The sequence below is a fragment of the Paralteromonas sediminis genome, from assembly GCF_003820355.1.
GTDB classification, from domain to species: domain Bacteria; phylum Pseudomonadota; class Gammaproteobacteria; order Enterobacterales; family Alteromonadaceae; genus Alteromonas_F; species Alteromonas_F sediminis.
This window is the reverse complement of the sequence record NZ_RPOK01000003.1, coordinates 139711-161451: the sequence shown is the minus strand read 5'-3', so window position 1 is coordinate 161451 and position 21741 is coordinate 139711. Positions and strand designations below refer to the sequence as shown.

Annotated in this window: 16 protein-coding genes and 1 pseudogene; 5 read left to right on the top strand and 12 right to left on the bottom strand. The window is 46.2% G+C overall.

Annotated features, from left to right (window positions below; all coding sequences use genetic code 11):
* A complete protein-coding gene (locus DRW07_RS09850) occupies positions 1 to 3087 on the top strand; it encodes an efflux RND transporter permease subunit (protein ID WP_124027748.1) in 3087 nt (1028 codons plus the stop codon).
* Positions 3088 to 3222: 135 nt separating this feature from the next.
* Entirely contained in the window at positions 3223 to 3921 is a 699-nt protein-coding gene (locus DRW07_RS09845) for a DUF2982 domain-containing protein (protein ID WP_124027747.1), read from the top strand.
* Here DRW07_RS09845 and DRW07_RS09840 read toward each other — a convergent pair.
* Positions 3918 to 7049, bottom strand: a complete 3132-nt coding sequence (locus DRW07_RS09840; protein ID WP_377923155.1) for a hybrid sensor histidine kinase/response regulator — start codon at positions 7047 to 7049, stop codon at positions 3918 to 3920. The two genes, DRW07_RS09845 and DRW07_RS09840, sit on opposite strands and share 4 nt — an antisense overlap.
* A gap of 148 nt (positions 7050 to 7197) precedes the next feature.
* Here DRW07_RS09840 and parC point away from each other — a divergent pair, with 148 nt between their 5' ends.
* Positions 7198 to 9498, top strand: coding sequence for a DNA topoisomerase IV subunit A (parC, locus tag DRW07_RS09835; RefSeq protein WP_124027745.1), 2301 nt, complete (start codon positions 7198 to 7200; stop codon positions 9496 to 9498).
* An 89-nt stretch (positions 9499 to 9587) separates the two neighbouring features.
* Here parC and DRW07_RS09830 read toward each other — a convergent pair.
* From DRW07_RS09830 to rpe, 9 genes and pseudogenes are all read right to left on the bottom strand, one after another.
* Positions 9588 to 9875, bottom strand: a pseudogene (locus DRW07_RS09830) (GFA family protein); the annotation flags it as partial.
* Positions 9876 to 9883: 8 nt separating this feature from the next.
* Positions 9884 to 10693 (bottom strand): DUF1338 domain-containing protein, encoded by an 810-nt coding sequence (locus DRW07_RS09825; RefSeq protein WP_124027743.1) that lies wholly within the window; start codon positions 10691 to 10693, stop codon positions 9884 to 9886.
* 11 nt (positions 10694 to 10704) lie between these two features.
* Positions 10705 to 12174, bottom strand: coding sequence for a succinylglutamate-semialdehyde dehydrogenase (gene astD / locus DRW07_RS09820; protein WP_124027742.1), 1470 nt, complete (start codon positions 12172 to 12174; stop codon positions 10705 to 10707).
* A gap of 10 nt (positions 12175 to 12184) precedes the next feature.
* Positions 12185 to 13219: an arginine N-succinyltransferase gene (gene astA / locus DRW07_RS09815; protein ID WP_124027741.1), complete on the bottom strand. Its 1035-nt coding sequence runs from the start codon at positions 13217 to 13219 to the stop codon at positions 12185 to 12187.
* A gap of 6 nt (positions 13220 to 13225) precedes the next feature.
* Positions 13226 to 14434, bottom strand: coding sequence for an aspartate aminotransferase family protein (locus DRW07_RS09810; protein ID WP_124027740.1), 1209 nt, complete (start codon positions 14432 to 14434; stop codon positions 13226 to 13228).
* 237 nt (positions 14435 to 14671) lie between these two features.
* A complete protein-coding gene (locus DRW07_RS09805; protein ID WP_124027739.1) occupies positions 14672 to 15808 on the bottom strand; it encodes an HDOD domain-containing protein in 1137 nt (378 codons plus the stop codon).
* Between the two features lie 4 nt (positions 15809 to 15812).
* The gene (locus tag DRW07_RS09800) at positions 15813 to 16424 is read right to left on the bottom strand and encodes an anthranilate synthase component II (protein WP_124027738.1); all 612 of its coding nucleotides are present in this window, start codon (positions 16422 to 16424) and stop codon (positions 15813 to 15815) included.
* 9 nt (positions 16425 to 16433) lie between these two features.
* Positions 16434 to 17438 (bottom strand): tryptophan--tRNA ligase, encoded by a 1005-nt coding sequence (gene trpS / locus DRW07_RS09795; protein ID WP_124027737.1) that lies wholly within the window; start codon positions 17436 to 17438, stop codon positions 16434 to 16436.
* Between the two features lie 11 nt (positions 17439 to 17449).
* Positions 17450 to 18115: a ribulose-phosphate 3-epimerase gene (rpe, locus tag DRW07_RS09790; protein ID WP_124027736.1), complete on the bottom strand. Its 666-nt coding sequence runs from the start codon at positions 18113 to 18115 to the stop codon at positions 17450 to 17452.
* A gap of 314 nt (positions 18116 to 18429) precedes the next feature.
* On the opposite strand from rpe, the gene DRW07_RS09785 reads away from it, so the two are divergent.
* Together DRW07_RS09785 and DRW07_RS09780 are read left to right on the top strand one after the other, a co-directional pair.
* Entirely contained in the window at positions 18430 to 19101 is a 672-nt protein-coding gene (locus tag DRW07_RS09785) for a TorF family putative porin (RefSeq protein WP_124027735.1), read from the top strand.
* A gap of 353 nt (positions 19102 to 19454) precedes the next feature.
* Complete coding sequence (locus tag DRW07_RS09780) at positions 19455 to 19667, top strand: DUF2970 domain-containing protein (protein WP_124027734.1); 213 nt, start codon at positions 19455 to 19457, stop codon at positions 19665 to 19667.
* Here DRW07_RS09780 and DRW07_RS09775 read toward each other — a convergent pair.
* Together DRW07_RS09775 and DRW07_RS09770 are read right to left on the bottom strand one after the other, a co-directional pair.
* Complete coding sequence (locus DRW07_RS09775) at positions 19664 to 20491, bottom strand: Dam family site-specific DNA-(adenine-N6)-methyltransferase (RefSeq protein ID WP_124027733.1); 828 nt, start codon at positions 20489 to 20491, stop codon at positions 19664 to 19666. The genes DRW07_RS09780 and DRW07_RS09775 overlap by 4 nt on opposite strands.
* Before the next feature lie 25 nt (positions 20492 to 20516).
* Entirely contained in the window at positions 20517 to 21725 is a 1209-nt protein-coding gene (locus tag DRW07_RS09770; RefSeq protein WP_124027732.1) for an SPOR domain-containing protein, read from the bottom strand.
* Positions 21726 to 21741: the final 16 nt, after the last annotated feature.

Below are 21741 nucleotides of genomic sequence, written 5' to 3'. Positions count from 1 at the left end.
ATGGGACCTTACTTGTTTTTCCGTCATGGCCATTTGTTGGCGTTGAGTATTTTAGTGATCTTGGTAGCTGGCATATCCGCGCTGACCAATTTGCCCCGATTAGAGGACCCGCGCATTGATTTGCGTTTTGTTATTGTGCAAACCGTTTATCCTGGGGCATCGGCTGAACGTGTTGAAGCTTTGGTGACAGATGTTATTGAAGACGAACTGCGAGAAGTGTCCGAAATAAAGGAACTAAGGTCTACATCGCAAGCGGGTTTCTCTAGCATAGTCGTTGAGATGCAGGACTGGGTAGACAACAGCACGAATCAGCAAATATTCAGTAAAGTCAGGGATAAAGTCGACCAAGCTGCACAGCGCTTCCCTGAAGGGGTCGGAGAGCCGTTTGTTGATGATAAACGCGACCCAATAGCGTATACCCTGCTCACTGCGATAAAGCCTAAGGCGAGCAGTGCCATGACGCTGCCAATGGTTAGCCGTTTATCAGAAGAACTCGCCGACCGCCTTCGCAATGTGCCGGGCACGGAAGTGGTTCGCTTTTTTGGTGCGCCCGTTGAAGAAGTTAAGGTGGCGATTGATGTTAATCAGCTAGCCATGGCTGGTCTCACTATCAATCAGGTTAGTGCGATGATTGCGCAAGCTGATCCTAAATTGCCAGCCGGGGCAATTTACAGTGAAGACTACAATATTCGCATACAGGTCTCAGATACACTGGATGCCGTCAGCACGATAAAGTCTATACCGCTTATCAATAATGCGGGCCAAGTCTTGCGTTTGGGCGATATTGCGGTAGTAGAAAAAGGCTGGCAAACCCCCGAAAGCGAGATCGTTCTGGTAGACGGGGAGCGGGCTATCAATGTGGCTGCGCGTATTGTTACCACAGTACGTGTTGACGTCTGGACAGAGCAGGCGTTAGCGGTTGTAGAGGCATTTAATACAGAGTTTTCGGGTAGTGTCGACGTTGACGTCATATTCGAACAAAGTCAGTACACGGAAATGAGGCTGGCTGAATTAACCCAGAATCTACTCATGGGTTGTGCCGTAGTGATGGCGGTTATTTTTCTTTTTATGGGGTTAAAAGCGTCACTTATCGTTGGATTGGCATTGCCCTTGTGTGCATCATTTGCGCTTTTTTCTCTGGGCTTTTTTGGCGAACAGATACATCAGATGACCATATTCGGCATCATCATTGCCATTGGTCTTTTGATCGACAATGCCATTGTTATCACCGATGAAATTCGACTTAACTTGCTGCGGCCGGAGCTATCCCGACAAGAGGCGATGTCAAAAAGTGTGTCGCACCTTTTGGCTCCGCTAACAGCATCGACATTAACAACAATTTTAGGCTTCATGCCGATTTTTCTTTTGATTGGTAATATCGGTGATTTTGTTGGGCCTATCGCAGTGAGTGTCGTGATGGCGTTGCTGGGGTCTTTATTTATTTCCCTCACTATTATAGCGGCGTTAGCGGCATTGTTTTTACCTAGACATCGCAATGAACAAGTACATTGGCTGTTTAAAGGCGTAGATACACCGGGACTTTCTGCAGCCTTTAAAAAAGCACTTCTGATTGCAGTTCAAAAACCAAAGCGGGTCACGATGAGTATCGTACTGTTTTGCTTAAGCGGTTTCATTTTATCGTCGCAGTTGGGTAATGTGTTTTTTCCTGCCGCTGATCGCGATCAATTTGAAATTTACTTATGGACAAACGACGGCAGTGCCATTGACAAGACCTTCAAACGGGTTACCGCTGTTGACAATATGATTGGTGAATATGATGGTATTAAGCAGGTTACGTGGATGTTGGGAGGGTCGACAGCTCCTGTCTACTACAACCAAATTCTGCGTGTCAAAAACAAAGCTAACTATGCCAATGCCGTTGTGACAGTCACCGATCCAACAAGGGCTGAAAGCTTGGTCAGAACACTTCAGGCTGATTTACAACAAGCATTTCCAGACCTGAAACTCGTGGTAAGAGAGTTTTCTCAAGGCCCACCCATAGAGGCGCCCATAGAAATAGAGATTTTCGGGCCTGATCTTGAAGTACTGGATCAGCTCGGTAAACAAGTGAGATTAGCCATGTCGCAACTGCCTGGTATTACGCAGTCTGTGGCAAGTGTCAGCTTTTCAGAGCCTGAGTATTCTCTCGATGTGACCAGGGATGTTGCAGCACAGGCGGGTACGAGTCTGACAGGTGTCGCTTCACAGCTACAGTCAGCATTGTCTGGTAAAGTTATGGGCTCGATTCTGGAGAATACTGAGGAAATACCCGTTCGTGTGCGGCTTGGTGATGGTCAACGGGCAAACCTCGCGGTCTTAGGCAGTCTTCCTGTATCCGGCTATTCAGAAGATGGCCAGAGCCACTACTGGGCTACTGTTGATAGTATCGGTGAGTTGTCGCTCCAGCCCTCTGTCACCAGTATAAGTCGTGAGGATGGTGCAAGGCTTAATCGGGTTCATGCCTATTTACTTCCTGATTATCCGGCCATCGATGTGAGCAATCAATTGCGCGAAATACTCAATGAAACCCTTGAGTTACCCGCAGGGTACAGGCTCAAGTTTGCCGGTGATGCCGATGAACAGCAGCGAGCAATCGGTCAGTTGGCAACTTACTTACCCGTTTTGTTGGTATTGATGGTTACCACTCTTATTCTCACTTTTTCCAGCGTGCGCCTAGCTACTGTTATTGGTTCTGTGGCGATGTTGTCTGTGGGGTTAGGTTTTTTCAGTCTTTGGTTGTCGGGTTTGCCAATTGGATTTAATCCTTTGCTTGGAAGCGCTGGGCTCATCGGTGTGACCATTAATGGTTCTATTGTTGTTATTGCCGCTATTAAAGCCAACAAACGCGCGCGAAGGGGAGATCTTAACGCAATCGTTGAAGAAACGATGAGCTGCAGTCGTCATATATTGTCTACAACACTGACCACGGTTGGCGGTTTGGTGCCGCTACTGCTGTTTTCTGAAGGATCGTTTTGGCCACCACTTGCAGTGGTGCTTGCAGGTGGTGTGGGCTTTTCAGTTATCTTATCGTTACTGTTTACGCCTGCCGTGGTTGCCTGGTTGGCGAACAGCAAAAAAGGGCTATAATCTCAAACTACTATTTTACCGTATTCACTGTTATGAAAGACGTTATTTTGCGCCTGTGGCACACGCAGTGTGAGCGCTGCAAGCGCATGCGGTTGTACATTGTTTGGGCCCTCGTTATGTTGCTGGTTGTGTTGTATGTCTGGTTTTGATTCTCAGGTAATAAAGGTACGTGCCAACGCCAAGAAAAATGGAATAACAACCTTGTTTGTCGGTGTGGGAATTATGCTCTTGAGTGTTGTCTGGCTGTCTTTAATGCCAGATTATCTTACGCTTCCGGGCTTTTTTCTTACCAGTGCTGCTATTGTCACTTTGCTTATTGGGTGGTTTAAATTAAGAGAACCAGAGCACAGTATTCTCATTACGCCTGAGCAAATACAGTACACCCATAGGTTAGGTAAATGGCAGCTCGCCTGGAGTAATATTCAGCGTGTTGGCCAACCTAGGGTCGTGCACGGTATTGAACACAAAGACCTAGAAATGATTGGATTGAAGATCAATGACTACTACGACTTTATCTCCACTATTTCACCGCGCCTGGCGACGCACCTTTTAATGGAGCAAAGGCCGCTTCTGCTTCAGTCGATGGATAAAAGCTGCACTACTGGTATGTGCTCCGGAAATGGTTTTTTGGAAGATACTCGCTTTAAACTCCCTTCAGGTAAAGTGTTAACTGGGGTGCAAGCAATGCTGGCCAATCGGATGAATCAATTGCGTCAAGGGTTGGGGTTCGATATCTATGTATCGGGAACAGAGTTAGATAGAGAACCCCATCAATTTGTCACGCTTCTCAAAGAGTGTCAGCAGAGCCAAGCAGTGCTTAAGCGCGAGGACTAGGCCATGCCTTCAAGGGCCTGTTTGCCTTCTTGTTGAAAACGGTTCAATGCGTCAAGTAAACTTGGGACTAGTCTATTTGCAGCTTCAATTTCCTGTTTTTTCAGGTTGATTTCAATCTGGTTTGCCAACGACTGAATCTCGGGTGCCCCTGTATAGCAACTGGCACCATGAAGACGATGAATTTCATGCAATAAATTGGTGTGGTCTGCTTTAGCGTGCAGTGACGTAATGACTTCAACGGTGTCTGGAATAATAGATAAAAATTCCTGTAGCATCATTTTACTGGTATGTGCGTTGTTATTTGCCCTTGTTGAAGCTAAGTCCAGATCTAATACCTTGTGGTCACTGACCGTGTTTGGAGTGTCGGTTTCACACCATCGATACATGGTTTCTATTAATTCTTCCAAGGATATCGGTTTCGGTAAATAATCATCCATGCCAGAGGCTAGTAGTCTGTCTTGCTCTTCCTTAAAAGCATGTGCTGTTACCGCAATGATTGGGGTGCCAATGTTGAGTTCAGTCTTTCGGATTAGCTTACTTGCCGAGAGTCCGTCCATATTTGGCATTTGCACATCCATTAAAATAATGTCAAACGCCTGCTGCTGACATAGTTCAACAGCCTGTTCTCCACTGTACGCGAGTGTGATGTCGACCCCTGAATCTTTAAACCATGTTTCTAGCAACATCAGATTCATAGACATGTCGTCTACTGCCAACACTTTTGCGTTTGGAAAGGCGCGTTGGGTATACAGCAGCTTTTGTGGTCTTGGTTTCAATCGGTCTAACAAAATGCTTTCCAAGCGACTTGGCGTTGCAGGTGTTCGCAAGCTTTGTGAAAAGGCATTTTCAAACAAGGGCGACGTCAGTAAAGGGTCGTGCTCGCTATACCACACCACACGTTGTTTTGCTTTAACAGTCATCGCACAATGCATAATGGTCATGGTTGCATAGCGACTGTTCAGTGGCAGAAAGACCAAGAGAAAATCAGGGTTGCAACGAGTAGCTTCAAGTTGTTCAAGGCTGTCGCAACTGTAGACGTTTGCTCCCAGGTTGCAAAGCATACTTGCAGTAGCATGGCGAGAGACAGGGAACGGATCAAACACAACCACCGTTTTATCTTGCCATTGCGAAGCAGCCGCCACCAAAGAATGTTGGCTAACTTGACTGGTTCGTACAACGACAGAAAAGGTACTACCCTGACCCAATTTACTTTTTAGGGTAATAGTCCCATTCATCATGCGCACTAGCTCTTGGCTAATCACCAGCCCCAGTCCTGTGCCCTGATAATTCCTATTTAACGCATCATCGACCTGTGAAAAGGCAGAAAAGAGCTTTTTACGGTCTTGCTGACTAATGCCAATCCCTGTATCAGTGACGTCAAATGTCAGATCAATCACACCATGCGCCCGTCTGATGCAGTCAACCCTCACGCCAATATAGCCCGATGATGTAAATTTTAGTGCGTTACCAATTAGATTTGTAAGTACTTGTTTTAGTCGAGTCTGATCACCAATAAGCTTGTCGGGTAAAAGTCCGGGCTCAAAGACAAAATCAAGATCTTTTAAATGGGCAGACTTCGCCATTATGGCAACCATTTCTTCAAACAGCGTGATGGGAGAGAAGGCCTGATTGTTGATTTGCAGCTTACCTGCTTCTATTTTAGAGAAGTCTAGAACATCATTAACGATAGTCAGCAAATTATCGGCAGCTGAGTTAATAATTCTCACCTGTTCTAGCTGCTCTTGCGTGATGTTGTTGTGCTCAAGCTCTCGACTAAAGCCCAATATGGCGTTTAATGGCGTTCGAATTTCGTGACTCATATTGGCCAGAAACTGAGACTTAATATTACTCGCCTTGATGGCGTCTTTCCGAGCAATATCCAAGCGAACATTCTGTTCTTCAATCAGTTCCATATTGTTGCGTAGGTCGTTGGTCGCTACCTCAACCTCTGTTTCAAGTTGTAACCGACTTTTTTCCATGAGCGCCACTGAAAATAGTCCTGATTGGAAAAATACGCCAACCTGAAAGCAGTACATGGTGTAGGGGGTCAGTGGTATCACGCCTAATACGGTGAGTGACGCAATCACACTGCCGGTAGAGAACAATATCCATGCAATCAGGAAGTAGCGCGCTGCGTAAAATCGGTTGGTGTAGGCTTCTAAACCTGCACCAAGGTAAACAAAATTGGCGATCACACAAACAAGTAATACCAGTACATTGATAACAATTTCATTGAGTAAACTTGTGAGCGAGATCGCAGTGACCATTACAAGCAGGCTCAGTACGCATAAAATTAGTGTATGGCTGCGTTTGGCGTGCGTTCTTGTCTCTAAAAACAAGAGGGTAAATAGACCAGCTGTCATGCCGAGCAATGTAAAAATTAATTCTGTATGTAATGCCAGCCAAACCGGCACACCTTGAGGGAAAAACAACTGTATGTGCCCGCCCCATACCACTTGAAGCAGTAATGCACTGGCCACAAAACCTATGTAGGCCACTAAGCTGAAATGCCTGACATTAAAAAAGATAATCAAATTGTAAATCGCCAGGATCGTCAGGCCGCCATAAAACAATCCCCATGCAATGCTGTCGAGTTGAGAGGTAAAAAGATGGCTTTGCGCGGGCTGAATAAAAGCAGGGGATATCAAACTGGAAGAGGTGCTTTGTATACGAATATACAAGTCCATGGGCCTGTCTACGGGCAGGGCGATATTGAAAGTTGGAAAGCGATAACGCTGATGACCTTGGAGTTTGCCCTGCTCACTGAAAGCCAGAACCGTTTGGTCAGCCAGTAAATAGAAATCCACATAATCGTTTTGGCTCGCACGAACATCAACGACCCAGTCTTCGATATTAGTCAAATTATCAAGACTGACATGCAACCACACTGCTCTGTCTTTAAAACCAAAATTAGGGTCGTGAGATCGACCAGGTATGAATTGCGTCCGCTGACGCAAAATCTCTTCAATGGACAACGGCTGCCCTGATTCCTCGAGAATCGAAAAGTGAGGGGCCAGAGAATAGGTCTCTTCATCACTTAACAACTGCAATTGTCCCGAGGCGTGCATGGGCAACAGAAACCCAAAGGTGAACAAAAAAAGTGCTAAGTATTTATTCAAAAAACACATTCTCACTATGTGATTAAGACGTGGCACGCTCAACCATACCCCAGTTTCTCAATTCAGCGCAATGCATGCGCCGTATACATTGCGTCGTCCGCAGCTTTGTTCCACAATGGGGTTCAATAATAATCGATAATAATACTGCGCAACGAGTATGAGTGAAACTACCATTAGTCGCGACGGCACTGAACAGCTGCCAATGCGTCGCTTCACAGAAGAAGCCTACCTGAACTACTCCATGTACGTGATTATGGACCGTGCGCTGCCTCACATTGGCGACGGCCTGAAACCTGTTCAACGGCGGATTATTTATGCCATGTCTGACCTTGGACTCAGTGCCACAGCGAAGTATAAGAAATCTGCGCGGACTGTCGGTGACGTGTTAGGTAAGTTTCATCCTCATGGCGACTCAGCGTGTTACGAGGCCATGGTGTTAATGGCACAGCCTTTTTCATACCGGTATCCGCTCGTTGACGGCCAAGGTAATTGGGGGGCACCAGATGACCCTAAATCGTTTGCTGCAATGCGTTACACCGAGGCCAGGTTAAGCCGCTTCAGTGAAGTGTTGCTCAATGAATTGGGGCAGGGTACGGTCGATTGGCAACCTAATTTTGACGGTACGTTACAAGAGCCAAAAACACTGCCTGCCAGGCTTCCGCATATTTTGTTAAATGGTGTCACTGGTATTGCGGTCGGTATGGCAACAGATATACCGCCACATAATGCCAGAGAACTTGCCAATGCTTGCGCCTTATTGCTGGACAACAGCAAGGCTGAGTTGGCCGACTTGCTGGAACTTGTGCAAGGCCCAGACTACCCTACTGATGCTGAAATCATTACGCCAAAATCTGATATTGCGAATTTGTATCAGACTGGCAGAGGGTCGATTAAAATGCGTGCGACTTATGTGGATGAGAGCGGTGATATTGTGATCACAGCATTACCACATCAGGCCTCGGGCGCAAAAGTTCTGGAACAAATCGCTGCGCAAATGCAAGCGAAAAAGCTGCCGATGGTGTCGGACTTACGCGATGAGTCTGATCATGAAAACCCTACGCGCTTGGTTATCACGCCGCGTTCAAATCGGGTTGATGTCGAGCAACTTATGCAGCACCTTTTTGCCACAACAGATTTGGAAAAAAGTTATCGAGTTAACCTGAATATGATTGGTCTTGATGGCCGACCTCAGGTTAAAGATTTGCGCCAAATATTGACCGAATGGTTGCAGTATCGCAGGCAGACGGTGGTTCGCAGGCTGCAACACAGATTAGATAAAGTACTGGCTCGCTTACATATTTTAGAAGGCTTGTTGATCGCCTTCTTAAACATTGACGAAGTTATTGCGATCATTCGATATGAAGATGAGCCCAAAGCAGAACTCATGTCGCGGTTTAATCTATCCGACAAACAAGCTGAAGCCATCTTGGAGCTGAAGTTACGGCATTTAGCAAAACTTGAAGAAATGCGTATTCGGGGAGAGCAGGATGAACTCGAAGAAGAACGCCAGAAACTTGAGCAGTTATTAGGCTCAGATCGCCGTCTTAAGACGCTGATAAAAAAAGAAATTCTAGATGATGCTGAGAAGTACGGTGACGACAGACGCTCGCCAATAGTCGCGCGTGGTGAAGCGAAGGCGTTGAGTGAAAAAGAACTCATGCCCTCAGAAGCAGTAACGGTTGTGTTATCAGAAAAAGGCTGGGCACGTTGTGCTAAAGGGCATGATGTGGACGCAGAAAAGCTCAGCTACAAAGCCGGTGATGAATACCTTGCCAGTGCGACAGGGCGCAGTAATCAGCCTGCCGTTTTTCTGGACAGTTCTGGGCGGGCTTTTTCTTGTGATGCTCACACGTTACCCTCTGCGCGAAGTCAGGGGGAGCCTCTTACCGGCCGGTTTACGCTGGTGGGCGGTGAGCGCTTTGAGCATGTCTTAATGGCTAACGACGAACAGATGTATTTGGTGTCGTCCGATGCTGGCTACGGCTTTGTGGGTAAATTTTCCGATATGGTAAGTAAAAATAAAGCCGGTAAGGGGTATTTGTCCTTGCCCACAGGTGCCAAGGTGCTCGCGCCTAAGCCTGTTAACTCACTAGACAATAGTGCGTGCTTGTGTATCTCAAACGAAGGGCGAATGTTATTGTTTCCACTTAAAGACTTACCGCAGCTAGGCAAAGGTAAGGGCAATAAACTGATTAACATTTCAGCCGCTAAAGCAAAAAGCAGGGAAGAATATGTGACCCAGGTTGCAGTTGTACCTGAGGGAGCGTCGGTAAAAGTCTCAGCAGGTAAGCGGGCAATGACACTGTCGGCGTCTGATCTTAGTCACTATATGGGTGAACGCGGACGCAGAGGCAACAAGTTACCCCGAGGATTACAGCGGGTGGACGACATTGAAATAATTATACTCAAAGGGGCATCTGAAGTAGCTGAGCAAGACACTGATACGGAGTCGGATTAATCACTTTTATGGGCCAGCTTGTGGGCATTGCGTTCCCAGTTCTGGCCATCAAACTCAACTATATTTAGCTCGGGGCCTGGTGTGTCCAGGCACCTTGCATTCACGCTAACCCCGGTAGGGTTTGAACGCGGAACGTAAAAAGATTTAATACCGCACGTGGTACAAAAGCGATGTTTTGCGATACCTGTATTAAAGGTGTACTCGGTTAAGTTTTGCTCACCCTGCACCAAGCGAAACCGTCTTTGCGGCACAATTAAATGCAGAAAACCCGCTTTTTTGCATACAGAACAATTGCACTGCTCTACGTCTATATGCGATTCACATTCAACCGTGAAGCGAACCGCACCGCAATGACAACCACCCTGGTAAGATTGCATGGTTACTCTTACATTCCAGCGTTTGTGCTTTCAAAGATTTTATCTGCAGAGGCGGCAACAAAGCCTTGATACAGGCCACCTTCGGCCATTTCAAACCGCTCAGCAAATTCGTAAAAACAGCTTGGAATAGCGAGCTCTACATCACTAAATGCAACGGGCATTTTGTCGGCCATGGTGGAAGACTGAGCAAGGCAGACATCTCTGCCGCCCTTGATCTCACCGCCGGAGGTGTTAAGCACATAACCTGCGTCTTTTAGCGTTTGATTGACGTCTTCCAGTGTGGCTAAGCCATTTAAATGATTGACGCTCACAGTGAAATGGTTGGCGCGATATCCCCAAGCGGCCATCCAGGCTGCATACTCTGACTCTTCAAGCAATGTTTCATACTCTGCTTTGCTTACATTCCAGTGCGTGCCAGAGTAAAGATAGTTTTCTTTATTCACAGCGTCAGCTGGCATTTGTTCTACCAGCCCATGGATAATGTCCTGTGCTGTGTCAGAGAGTTCTTCTACTCGCAATTCACTGATAAAAACCTTGGGCTTAGTGGGGTCAGGGTGCTGATAGTGTTTAGCACTGAGTTTTTTTGCGTCAAAGTTGTAATCACCCTGCGCAGTGTAGCCGAGAGCTTCAAAGTGCTGAGCCAGTGTTTGCAACCCCGTTTTAGGTAAATTAAAGGTTCTAAATGCCACATGGTCATTGACGATGTCGCTGCTGTTAGTTTGCTGCTTCAATAGCGCATGGATCTTTTCAGCCGAAGGCGTAATTGAAACATAGTCTTCCCACAGGTGTGAGAATAGGGTATCGATATTATTGTGCATGTTTTTAATCTTTATAATGTTAGACCAGGGCTTAGGTTTGCGGGTAAGGTTACTTCACCCAGCTCAACAGACGCAACCGGATAGGCGCAGTAGTCTGCAGCGTAATACGCACTGGCTCTGTGGTTTCCACTCTCACCTATGCCACCAAAAGGTGCTGCACTGCTTGCGCCAGTAATTGGCCGGTTCCAGTTCACAATACCTGCTCGTATATGCTGGAAGAAGTGTTTGTAGTCATCTTCACTGTCAGCCAGTAAGCCAGCAGACAATCCAAAGCGCGTGTTGTTTGCCTCTGCAATAGCGTCATCGAAATCATCATAACGAATCACTTTCAGTAGAGGTCCAAAATGTTCTTCGTCAGGGAGTTGAGACAAACAAGACGTCATATCGATGATACCGGGTGTTACGAATCCTGTATCTTTTTGCTCGTGAGTCAATCTTACTAGCACTTCGCCACCAATGGACTCAAGTTCGTTTTGAGCGGCTTCCATCATCGCCGCCGCACGAGCAGAAATCATGGCGCCAATAAAGGGCTGTTCGTCGGCATCATAATGGCCAACAGCTATGTTCTTGGTCACTTCACACAAACGTTCTATCAACCTATCACCGGCTTCACCTTTGGCAACAAATAAACGTCTGGCACAGGTACAGCGCTGTCCTGTAGTGATAAAGGCAGACTGAACAATATCGTGTACTGCTGCATCAGTATTAGAAACGTCTTTAACGATTAGTGGGTTATTACCACCCATTTCCAAAGCCAGAATTTTGCCAGGGTGACCTGCAAATTGCTCGTGCAACAACTTACCTGTGCGTGAACTGCCAGTGAAGAATAAACCGTCAATGCCGTCGTGAGACGCCAAGGCCTTGCCAGTGTCTACTTCGCCTTGAACAAGGTTGAGGACACCTGAAGGTAAACCGGCTTTTTCCCACAGTTTAACCATATGTTCGGCAACTAATGGGGTTAAATCACTGGGCTTAAACACAACAGTATTACCCGCAATTAATGCTGGGACGATATGACCATTGGGCAAGTGTCCCGGAAAATTGTACGGGCCAAAAACCGCGACAACACCATGGGGTTTGTGCCGGATGAACGCCTGGCCAACTGGCATAGCATTTTCTACTGTGCCGGTGCGTTCGTGATAGGCCTTTTCTGAAATACCAATTTTACCAATCATGGCGCCCACTTCTGTGGCCGTTTCCCATTCAGGCTTACCGGTTTCACGCGCAATGTCTTTAGCCAATGCTTGTTTGTTTTCAGTGAGCAAGTCACCGTATTGTCTAATGATATTAAGGCGGGCTTCTACAGTGAGGGCCGACCACGCGGGCAGCGCCTGTCGTGCGGCTTTAATGGCACTGTCTACCTGCGCCTCAGAGGCCGACTTCGCTTGCCAAATGACAGCATTTTTAGCGGGATCAACTGACTGGATGGCATGCCCTTCGCCTGCGACCCAATTGCCATTAATAAAGTGAACTGGTTGCATTTTTAATTCCTTAATCACAAAAGGATACCGGTGAAAATCTCACCATATCGCCTTGTTTAACGTTAAGCGCATCGGCTGCTTGCTGACTGATAATTGCGATATGCTCATCTTCTTTAATTAAGACTGCTGTCGTAACCGCTCTAAAGTTTACGACTTCTGTATTAATGACAAAATGTGAGCTACCGTATTTAACCTGCTGATCATCAATTCTTACAGGAAGTTTGCGACTGGCCTGTGCCGTGCGAATGTGCGCAAGATTTGCTTCAACCGTAGGACCCGCGTCGAAGATATCAACATAGCCACGGCAATCAAAGCCTTCTTCTTTGAGTAAACGCAATGCGGGTTTGGTTTTTTCGTGAACCTGGCCAATGACAGCCTGCGCTTCTTCACTTAGCAAGTTGACGTATATCGGGTATTTAGGCATCAGCTCTGCAATAAATACCTTATTGCCTATGCCGGTAAGATAGTCAGCGGTTGGAAAGTCAACAGAGAAAAAGTGCGTTTCCAGCCATTCCCAAAAGGGAGAACGCCCTTCTTCGTCACTCACACCACGCATTTCTGCAATTATGGTCTCTGAGAAACGCTGGCGGTGTTCCATCATGAACAAGAAGCGCACTTTCGACAAAAAGCGCCCATTGAGCCCCCGTCGGGCCTCCTCGCGAAGAAACAGGGTACATATCTCAGTCACACCCGTGTAGTCGTTGCAAAATGTAAGAAGGTCAACTGTGTTGTGCACATTTAATTCGCGGGAGGCATGCACCACTTTGCTCAAGTGATAGTGATAAAATGCATCTTCTAATCCCACGGCGGCTTCAATACCACTTGTACCAACCACTCTTCCTGTATTCGTGTCTTCCATAACAAACAAGTAGGATTCGGAGCCAGGTTGCGTGACCTGGCTATTGAATGCCGACTCAGCATTGTCAATCTTCTTTTGTAGTAAGGCTTCATTCACTGGCAATGACGTAAAACCAATGCCTGATTCTTCAGCAATCTCGCGCAATGCTGAGAAGTCTTCTTGCCTGATTGGACGAATAATCATCATGACGATTTACTTTGCGTTAACGACTGCAGCAACGCCACGCTTGAAGCGAGCAAGACCTTCAACAATGTCTTCATCCGGAATGACTAGCGATGGTGCAAAACGAATAACATTCGCACCAGCTACCAAACACATAAGGTGCTCTGCTGTAGCTGCCATCATAAAGTCACGTGCTCTGCCGTGGTATTCAGGTTTTAGCGCGCAGCCGAGTAACATGCCTTTACCGCGTATTTCTTCAAACACATCAAACTCTTCATTGATGGCTTCAAGGTGTTTGCGGAATAAGGCTTCTTTTTTTACCACTCCGTCTAAAACTGCTGGATCATTGACAATATCCAAAGCGCGTTCAGCAACAGCGCAGGCCAATGGATTGCCCCCATAAGTGCTACCGTGAGTACCTGGTTTTAAGTGCTCACCAATTTCTGCAGTTGTGAGCATGGCACCGATTGGGAATCCACCCCCCAGCGACTTAGCTGTGGTTAAAATATCAGGTGTGACATTCAAACCCATATAGGCATACAGATGACCCGTTCGGCCTACACCAGACTGCACTTCATCAAAAATAAGCAGTGCATTGTGCTTGTCACACAGTTCTCTTACACCTTTTACAAAGTCAGGATCAGGAGAAATGATGCCGCCCTCACCTTGCAGTGGTTCCATCATAATGGCACAGGTACGGTCTGACATCATGGATGCCAACTGCTCAAGATTATTATAGTCACAATGCTCTATCGCACCAGGCTTAGGACCAAAACCGTCTGAATAGGCCGCTTGTCCACCCACCGTCACAGTAAAGAAAGTACGGCCGTGGAAGCCTTTATTGAAGGCAATGATTTGATCTTTTTCAGCGCCAAATTTATCTAGTGCCCAACGTCTGGCCAATTTAAGCGCCGCTTCGTTAGCCTCTGCACCTGAGTTTGCAAAATAAACGCGCTCAGAAAACGTTGCATCATTTAACTTTTTGGCTAGACGCAATGCTGGCTCATTAGTATAGACATTGCTCAGGTGCCAGAGTTTCTGACTTTGTTCCTGAACTGCTGCAACCAACTCAGGGTGACAGTGACCGAGGACATTTACGGCAATACCGCCGGCGAAATCGATATATTCGTTTCCTTCCTGGTCCCACACGCGTGAACCTTCACCTCGAACCGGCACCATGTTGGCGGGGTTATAGTTGGGAACCATTACGTCATCAAAGGTGGAGCGAGTTACGTGCATTACTATTACCTCTTTTAGGATCACAGCTAAGTAAAAAGTTAGCCAGACATTAAAACGAAGCGAGAGTATGCCAGAAAAAAGTGTGAATGTCTCTTATGAGTTCTCTGAAGCCCTTTATTTTCAAGGGGTTCGGCTGTTTTTGCAGAAAAAGTGAATAACTATTACGGTGGGGGTGACAACGTGTTTAGCTGTGTAAATGCTATTAGGTGCAGTGTAGGTGACAAATAGGTTGAATGATTATCCAGAGAATTTCTTTATTTGGAGTGTGAACATTTCCGAGTCGTTCAGGTGCTCAAGCTCGTGGCGCGTTATATCTAGTGCTCTCAACGCCACTCTCGCTTCGTCTTTTTCTACTAAGCGAAAGCGAGTGAGCAATTTTAGCTCTGCATATGCTTGTGCACTGGCTAGCGTTTTGGCTTCGGGGAGTGCGTCATCAGTCCATGTGTCTAAAATGGTAAAGCGTTTGAACACCATAAATTCCAAAATACGCTGAGTGGTTCGCCTTTCCAGCGCTTGCCTGAATTCAGACAAATACACGGGGGAAGGTTGAATGAGTTGCAGCGCATTGTAAGTTCTCTGATCTCGCCTTTCTAACGCGCCGCCAATTGCTTCGCGGTGCATTTTTTCATAAATGCGAAAAAACTGGCGCCACACGGCAGATAACCCTAAACCACTCAACAAACCTAGTAAGTAAGCCTGAAACACCGGTTGATTGCGCGATGTGGCCAAAGCGGCTGATGCATTTGCCACGGCGAGAAAGTAATCAGAAATCCGGTGTTTTATCTGTGGGTATGGGTCTGTCACTTGCGGGATGCCATGTTTGAGTACCAAAAAAGGCATTATTTTTCGCAAATTTTCGACCCCAAGATAGCTAAGCGCAGTTCTGACCGTTTCAACTATTATAACTTTACCTCGCGCATCCACACGTCTGTGTTCCGCGGAGTTCACCAGCTTTAGCAGATCGTCCTGTAACCATGGTGAGGTTGCGAGCAAAGGCTCTAACCGTGACACAGAACAGGCTTTTGTAGATAGCATGTCTAACAAGGCAATAATATCTTCGTGCAAATTCACTACGTTATGAAACAACTTAAAGCCATTATCCAGGTCTTTGTCTAATTCTTTGAATACTTTGGAGTGAAAGGCATTGGAGACTTTTTCCACTTCGGCAGCGTGGGCTTTGGCATCACTGACTTTTTGTTTAATGGCCAGTTTTTCCACGTATAATAGTCTGCGTCTGGCATCGCCTTGTTCAGATTCTTCATAAGTCACTTCTCCTGGCAGCCGCTTACCCACAAGTTTATTGGCAAGTTCAGTGGAGAGTAATAAGGCGTCAAACCTCTCTTTTAACTTAATATCTGAAGCGTCGATTTGCATAGCCCTACTTTATTTTATACTTCACTTGCCACTTTGTTGCTGCATTGAGAAAGTTCTCAAGTATTTTATGACCATATTCTGTCAGCAAAGACTCCGGGTGGAATTGGAGCCCCCACGTGGGGTGGGAAACGTGGCTGATGGCCATAATCTCTCTGTTGCCGTCTTTCGTGTCACACCATGCGTCACAAATCAGTTCTGGAGGTAGTGAAGCTGGTTCCAAAACCAACGAGTGATAACGGGTTACCTTATATCGGCTGGGTAAGGCCGAAAATAAAGGGCTAATTCCAGTATGCATTAACTCTGACACTTTACCATGGTGGATTTCCAGCGCGCGGCTCACAGTTGCACCGAACACCTGTCCTATTGCCTGGTGTCCCAGACAAACACCCAATATCGGAATAGTACCAGAAAAATGCCTAATTGCAGCCATCGAAATACCAGCACTGTCAGGCGTGCAGGGGCCGGGACTAATGACAATTTTTGCAGGTGCAAGTCGTTCAATGTCAGCGATACTGAAGCTGTCATTGGCCACTACTTTCACCTCTTCACCAAGCTCAACAAAATAGCGGGCTAGGTTATGGGTAAAGGAATCAATATTGTCAATTAGGAGCAACATGGCTGACTGTTATGGGCGAGGTATAAACCCTACAGCATCATAAACTCTTGCCACGGTTTTTTCGGCTTTAGCTTGCGCTTTTTCAGCCCCTTCTCGCATTACCTTGTTCAAATAGGCCTGGTCGTTTCTGAAGGCCGCAAATTTTGTTTGGATGGGCTCCAGTAAGGCAACAACCGCATCCGCAACGTCAGATTTCAGATGTCCATACATTTTATCTTCATAGGCCGGCACCAGCTGCTCAACTGGGGTCTGCGTCGCAAGTGACAACAATGACAGAAGGTTAGACACGCCAGGTTTTTCCGTTGGATTGAAGTATATACGTGCCTGCTCGTCAGAATCAGTCACGGCCCGTTTAATCTTTTTAATCAGTTTCTTCGGGTCTTCCAGTAACCCAATAAAGTTATTTGGATTGCTGTCTGACTTTGACATCTTTTTCTCGGGCTCTTGCAAGCTCATAATACGTGCACCCTGCTCAGGGATATGTGGCTCAGGCAGTGTGAAGATGTCTCCATAGAGGTTATTGAAGCGGGTAGCAATGTCTCGGGTCAGCTCCAGGTGTTGTTTTTGGTCTTCGCCAACGGGTACTTCATTCGCTTGATACAGAAGAATGTCAGCGGCCTGTAGTACTGGGTAACTGTACAAACCAACATTGATGTTGTTTTCGTTTTTGGCCGACTTGTCTTTGAACTGGGTCATGCGATTGAGCTCACCCATTTGGGCATAACAATTTAGCACCCAGCTTAACTGCGCATGCTGTGGTACGTGAGATTGCAAAAAAAGCGTGCTTTTTTCTGGGTCAATACCACAGGCCAAATACAAAGCAAGTCCATCAAGCGACGCTTCATGCAGGGCTTTGGGTTCTTGTCTTACCGTTATCGCATGCAAGTCGACCAACATGTAAAGGCAGTCATGCGTACTTTGCATTGAAACCCATTGCTTCAGTGCGCCCATGTAGTTTCCAAGAGTCAGTTGGCCAGAAGGTTGGCAACCACTTAAAACAATAGGTTTTTGCATAATACTACCTTTTACTGTGCAAGCGCCTGACGAAAAGCATGAATGGCCTTTGCATAATCGGGCTGATTGAAAATAGCAGACCCGGCAACAAACATAGTTGCACCGGCATCGGCAACGTGGCGGATATTATCGGCTTTTATGCCCCCGTCAACCTCAATAACTGTATTAAGCCCTTTTTCATCAATATATGTGCGTAATTGACGAATTTTGTCCTGCATTTCAGGAATAAATGCCTGCCCTCCAAAACCTGGGTTTACCGTCATAATGAGGACGTGATGTAAAGACTCAATAACATGATCCAACACAGATAACGGCGTCGCTGGATTCAACGCCAGTCCTGGCTTACAACCTTTGTCTTTTATGAGTTGAATACTTCTGTGTACATGGCGTGAAGCTTCAGGGTGAAAGCTAATCATATCAGCCCCTGCATCGGCAAAAGAGCCTATAAGCGTGTCAACGGGCTCTACCATCAGGTGAACGTCTATCGGTGCCGAAATGCCATAGTTTCGAAGCGCTTCACATATCATGGGGCCAAACGTCAGATTTGGGACGTAGTGGTTGTCCATTACATCAAAATGCACCACATCGGCTCCGGCTTGCAAAACCGATTCGACATCTTGACCCAGTCGGGCAAAGTCAGCGGACAGAATGGAAGGGGCAATTAAGTATTCCTGCATGGAAACTCCATGGATGTAGACGATTCTTGGAGTGTATATGAATCCGATCTTTGACTAAAGCCACATAGCTGCACTCTATTGGTGAAGCTGCACACAATCGGTGCTATTTTGACCAGCCCACTGTCATAGTCAACATCAAATTTCGATGGTGATGTGTTTTTAATAATCAATAAAAACATAGAGTTGTGAAAGTTTAGGTGCAAATCTGCAGTACTTGGCAAAGGCGGCATCAACCTTGCGAAACAAGTACAGAAACAATACCGGCAGAAATCATTATAAAACCAAGTATTTAGTTTCAATAACGGAGAACACACGTGAAATTTAGCAGAAAAACAACCGCAGCTTTAGCTGTATTTGCAGCACTTTCTTCCAGTGCCCCAGCGTTCGCAGAAATAGAAGCGAACTTTGGCGTAACCAGTAACTACGTATGGCGTGGTGTGTCACAAACAGGTAACGATCCCTCGATATCAGGCGGCCTGGATTACTCTCACGAGAGTGGTTTCTATGCAGGAACTTGGATCGGCACCGTGGATTTCGGTAGCGGCGGCGGTACCGAAAATGATTATTACTTAGGTTATGGTGGTGAAACAGACGGTGGGTTTGGCTATGACATCGGCTACGTCTATTATAATTATCCCGCATCTGGTTTCGAAGACTCGGATTTTGGTGAGGTTTACTTTAACGGTAGTTACGGCGCCTTTGGTTTCGGTCTTGCTTACACGGTAAACAGTGAAGTGGCAGAGGGAAGTCTGTTTGATACCGGCGACATGTTCTACAGTGCTTCATATGGCTTTGAGCTACCCCAAGAATATTCATTGGGGCTGACCGTGGGGTATTATGACTTTGATGCAGGAAGCGACGGTGACTATTCATACGTACAAGCGGATTTGTCAAAAGGGGATTTCACGTTGTCTGTGTCAAAAGCGGAAGAGGATTCTGGTGACGATGACACCAAAATCTTTGTAAGTTGGGGCACCACGTTCTAATACAGAACGAACAATAGCTCTGCTCTACGATAAACGCCGTAATTTTTGCTATGAGTTACGGCGTTTTTATTCGAAAGATATCTGTTTATCCATTCAGTATTCGGTTATACTTTGCACAATTAGTAATCGGCATTGAGGATCCCGCATGTTCAGGAACGAACAAACAAACGTGATGAAACCATCCGCCAAATTTGTGGTGATAGCCATCGTTTGTCTTTTGCTATTTGCCGCTGCACACATCCAGACATCCAGCAAAGCTCACTCTAATGTTAGTTGGTACAGTTGGTTGACCGGCACAACCCTGTCTTACGATTTCCATTATCTTGATTTACTTGAGCTGCTATATCGAGGTCATGACAGCACCTCGGAATAGTCATTCTGAAAAGCGGCCTCTCAGTCTTTGGCATGTGCTTAAGAGTGTATTAGCGGGGGCGTTTGGTGTTCAGTCTGATAAAAACTATCACCAAGACTTTAAACAGTCTTCTCCGGTCCCCTATATCGTTGTCGGTATAGTGTTCGTCGTTGTATTTGTATTGAGCCTCGCGTTTTTGGTCAGCTTGCTCTAACAATGAGATGAAAACAGTGCAAGAATTTCTTTTACCGGTTTTCGGTTCTTCCCATTCTGGCTAATTGACCGTTTTACATTGAAACTTTTGAAAGACGCACCGTCATACAGTTCCCTGATTATTGGCAAATCATGGTTAGAAAGAAGCACAGAGATCTTTTTGTCGTTTGCTGTGGTCCGCGCAAGTGTGGCAAGTGCCTGCTGATCGTCAAAGTTAAAGCCGTGTTTTGCATAACTGGTAAAAGAAGCACTTGTGCTGAGAGGTACGTACGGGGGGTCACAATACACAACACTATCAGCTTGTAACTGGGCAAAAACGCGCTCAAAGGGCAGACACGAAAAGGTTGCTTTTTTAGCCTTTTCAGCAAAAAAGAGCATTTCCTGCTCTGGAAAATAAGGTCGTTTATAGCGTCCGAAAGGTACATTGAACCTGCCTTTTGAACTGTACCTGCATAAACCATTGTAGCCATGGCGATTGAGGTAAATGAATAACGCTGCTCTTTCTAACCCTAATGAGAGGCTGTTGAAATCTTCTCGTAATTCATAATATTGATTTTCATGATTATTGTGGGTGGTGAAAAGACGCGCCGCCTCACTAATGACTTGGTCAGGTTTATCTTTCAAGTAGTTATACAAGGATATCAAATCAGGATTAATATCATTGAGCTGATACGATTCAAAATGTGTGTTTAAAAAAACGGACGCGGCCCCAACAAAGGGCTCAACCAATAATTCGGCCTCGGGCAAGACGTTATTGATTTGCTCAACGATACTGTACTTGCCCCCTGCCCATTTTAGGAAAGCGCGATTTTTTTTTAATGTCACTGGCGGGGTGCCTTGGGTGTACTTCTTATTCTGTGAGTTTATCTTGTGCTGGCGGTGCACTCAACTCTTTGCGAATAGCTTCTCCACTTTTAACAAATGCCTGATTGCGAATCTTATTGTTATCGAGTTGTTGTATACCGTCTTTGGCTTCATTGACCGTTTTATAATGTGTCTTCATGATGACCACATGCCAAGGCCCACCATAGCGAACAGTTTGATAAGTTATGGTGTCGTCAGATAAACCGTTATCACGCAGAAACCGTGTAAGCAACGAGGCGTCTTTAAGTCCTGCAATTTGTATGTAAAAGCCAGTATTGGCTATTTTGGGAGCTTCTAGATGCTGTTCATTTTGTTTTTCTGGTTCAATGGTTAAAGCATCAGTCGTGTCTGACGCTTCAACTTTTGATAACTCAATAGGCGGTAAGCTCTCTTCTTCCGATAGCATGGCTTCTGATACGGCTTTTGGCGCTGGCCAGTCAATAACAGTAGGTTCTAAAGTGGGCTCTACTGGCTGCGTGATTGTCTGCGGCGGGTCTTGTGTAATGGGTGAAAATAACCGTGAAGTTTGCTCACCATACAACCATACAGCAATCACAACCGATAAGCTGAGAAACAATAATGCGGCGGCAGCCCAAAATGCTCCCATCGATATTATAGGGCGTTGTTCAATGCCGCTGTTTTGTTCACCTTCATAACGCAGCGCATCGTTAGCCTCGTCGCTAGTTGTCTTGTTCTGAGGCGTGAACGAGGTCTGTTGCGTGCTAAGCAGCAGAGGTGTTCCAGTATTGTTTGCCGGCAACCAGCGCTTTGCTTTTGCTGCCCATTGGGTTTCGCCAAATAATATCACGTTAAGGTGTTGTTTATTGCCTGCAAAACGCGACTGCAACACGAGCTCCCACAGCTCCTGCAAGACATCATTAGGCATTTTTTCAGCCCGTGTAATGGCTATCATCACGGGGCCTTCATGTTGATTGAGTGAAGCGAGACATTCATTCAGAGGGCGTGATAAGGAGGGTGATCGTCCAATTAGCTGATTGCAGAGAAGGCGCCTGTAATCGGATAGTTCAAACGTGTCGTCTGCGACAAGGTAGGCAAGCTCAGTGTCTTCATGCTGCTGAAATAGGGTGGCTTCGAGTGCTTGCGTTTGGTCAGCAAGTGAGTTCCCACTCACAAAAATAAGCTGTGAAGAGTAATTAACTAAGTAATTTAATCGTTCCTGAAGTGTTGCTGTCACTAAACCAACCCATGCA

Excerpts from the sequence above, each read along its gene's own strand:
- parC (WP_124027745.1), top strand. The coding sequence starts at position 7,198 with ATGAGTGAAACTACCATTAGTCGCGACGGCACTGAACAGCTGCCAATG.
- DRW07_RS09825 (WP_124027743.1), bottom strand. The coding sequence starts at position 10,693 with ATGCACAATAATATCGATACCCTATTCTCACACCTGTGGGAAGACTAT.
- DRW07_RS09840 (WP_377923155.1), bottom strand. The coding sequence starts at position 7,049 with ATGTGTTTTTTGAATAAATACTTAGCACTTTTTTTGTTCACCTTTGGG.
- DRW07_RS09845 (WP_124027747.1), top strand. The coding sequence starts at position 3,223 with ATGTCTGGTTTTGATTCTCAGGTAATAAAGGTACGTGCCAACGCCAAG.
- DRW07_RS09850 (WP_124027748.1), top strand. The coding sequence starts at position 1 with ATGGGACCTTACTTGTTTTTCCGTCATGGCCATTTGTTGGCGTTGAGT.
- DRW07_RS09805 (WP_124027739.1), bottom strand. The coding sequence starts at position 15,808 with ATGCAAATCGACGCTTCAGATATTAAGTTAAAAGAGAGGTTTGACGCC.
- DRW07_RS09780 (WP_124027734.1), top strand. The coding sequence starts at position 19,455 with ATGACAGCACCTCGGAATAGTCATTCTGAAAAGCGGCCTCTCAGTCTT.
- DRW07_RS09800 (WP_124027738.1), bottom strand. The coding sequence starts at position 16,424 with ATGTTGCTCCTAATTGACAATATTGATTCCTTTACCCATAACCTAGCC.
- trpS (WP_124027737.1), bottom strand. The coding sequence starts at position 17,438 with ATGCAAAAACCTATTGTTTTAAGTGGTTGCCAACCTTCTGGCCAACTG.
- astD (WP_124027742.1), bottom strand. The coding sequence starts at position 12,174 with ATGCAACCAGTTCACTTTATTAATGGCAATTGGGTCGCAGGCGAAGGG.
- astA (WP_124027741.1), bottom strand. The coding sequence starts at position 13,219 with ATGATGATTATTCGTCCAATCAGGCAAGAAGACTTCTCAGCATTGCGC.
- rpe (WP_124027736.1), bottom strand. The coding sequence starts at position 18,115 with ATGCAGGAATACTTAATTGCCCCTTCCATTCTGTCCGCTGACTTTGCC.
- DRW07_RS09810 (WP_124027740.1), bottom strand. The coding sequence starts at position 14,434 with ATGCACGTAACTCGCTCCACCTTTGATGACGTAATGGTTCCCAACTAT.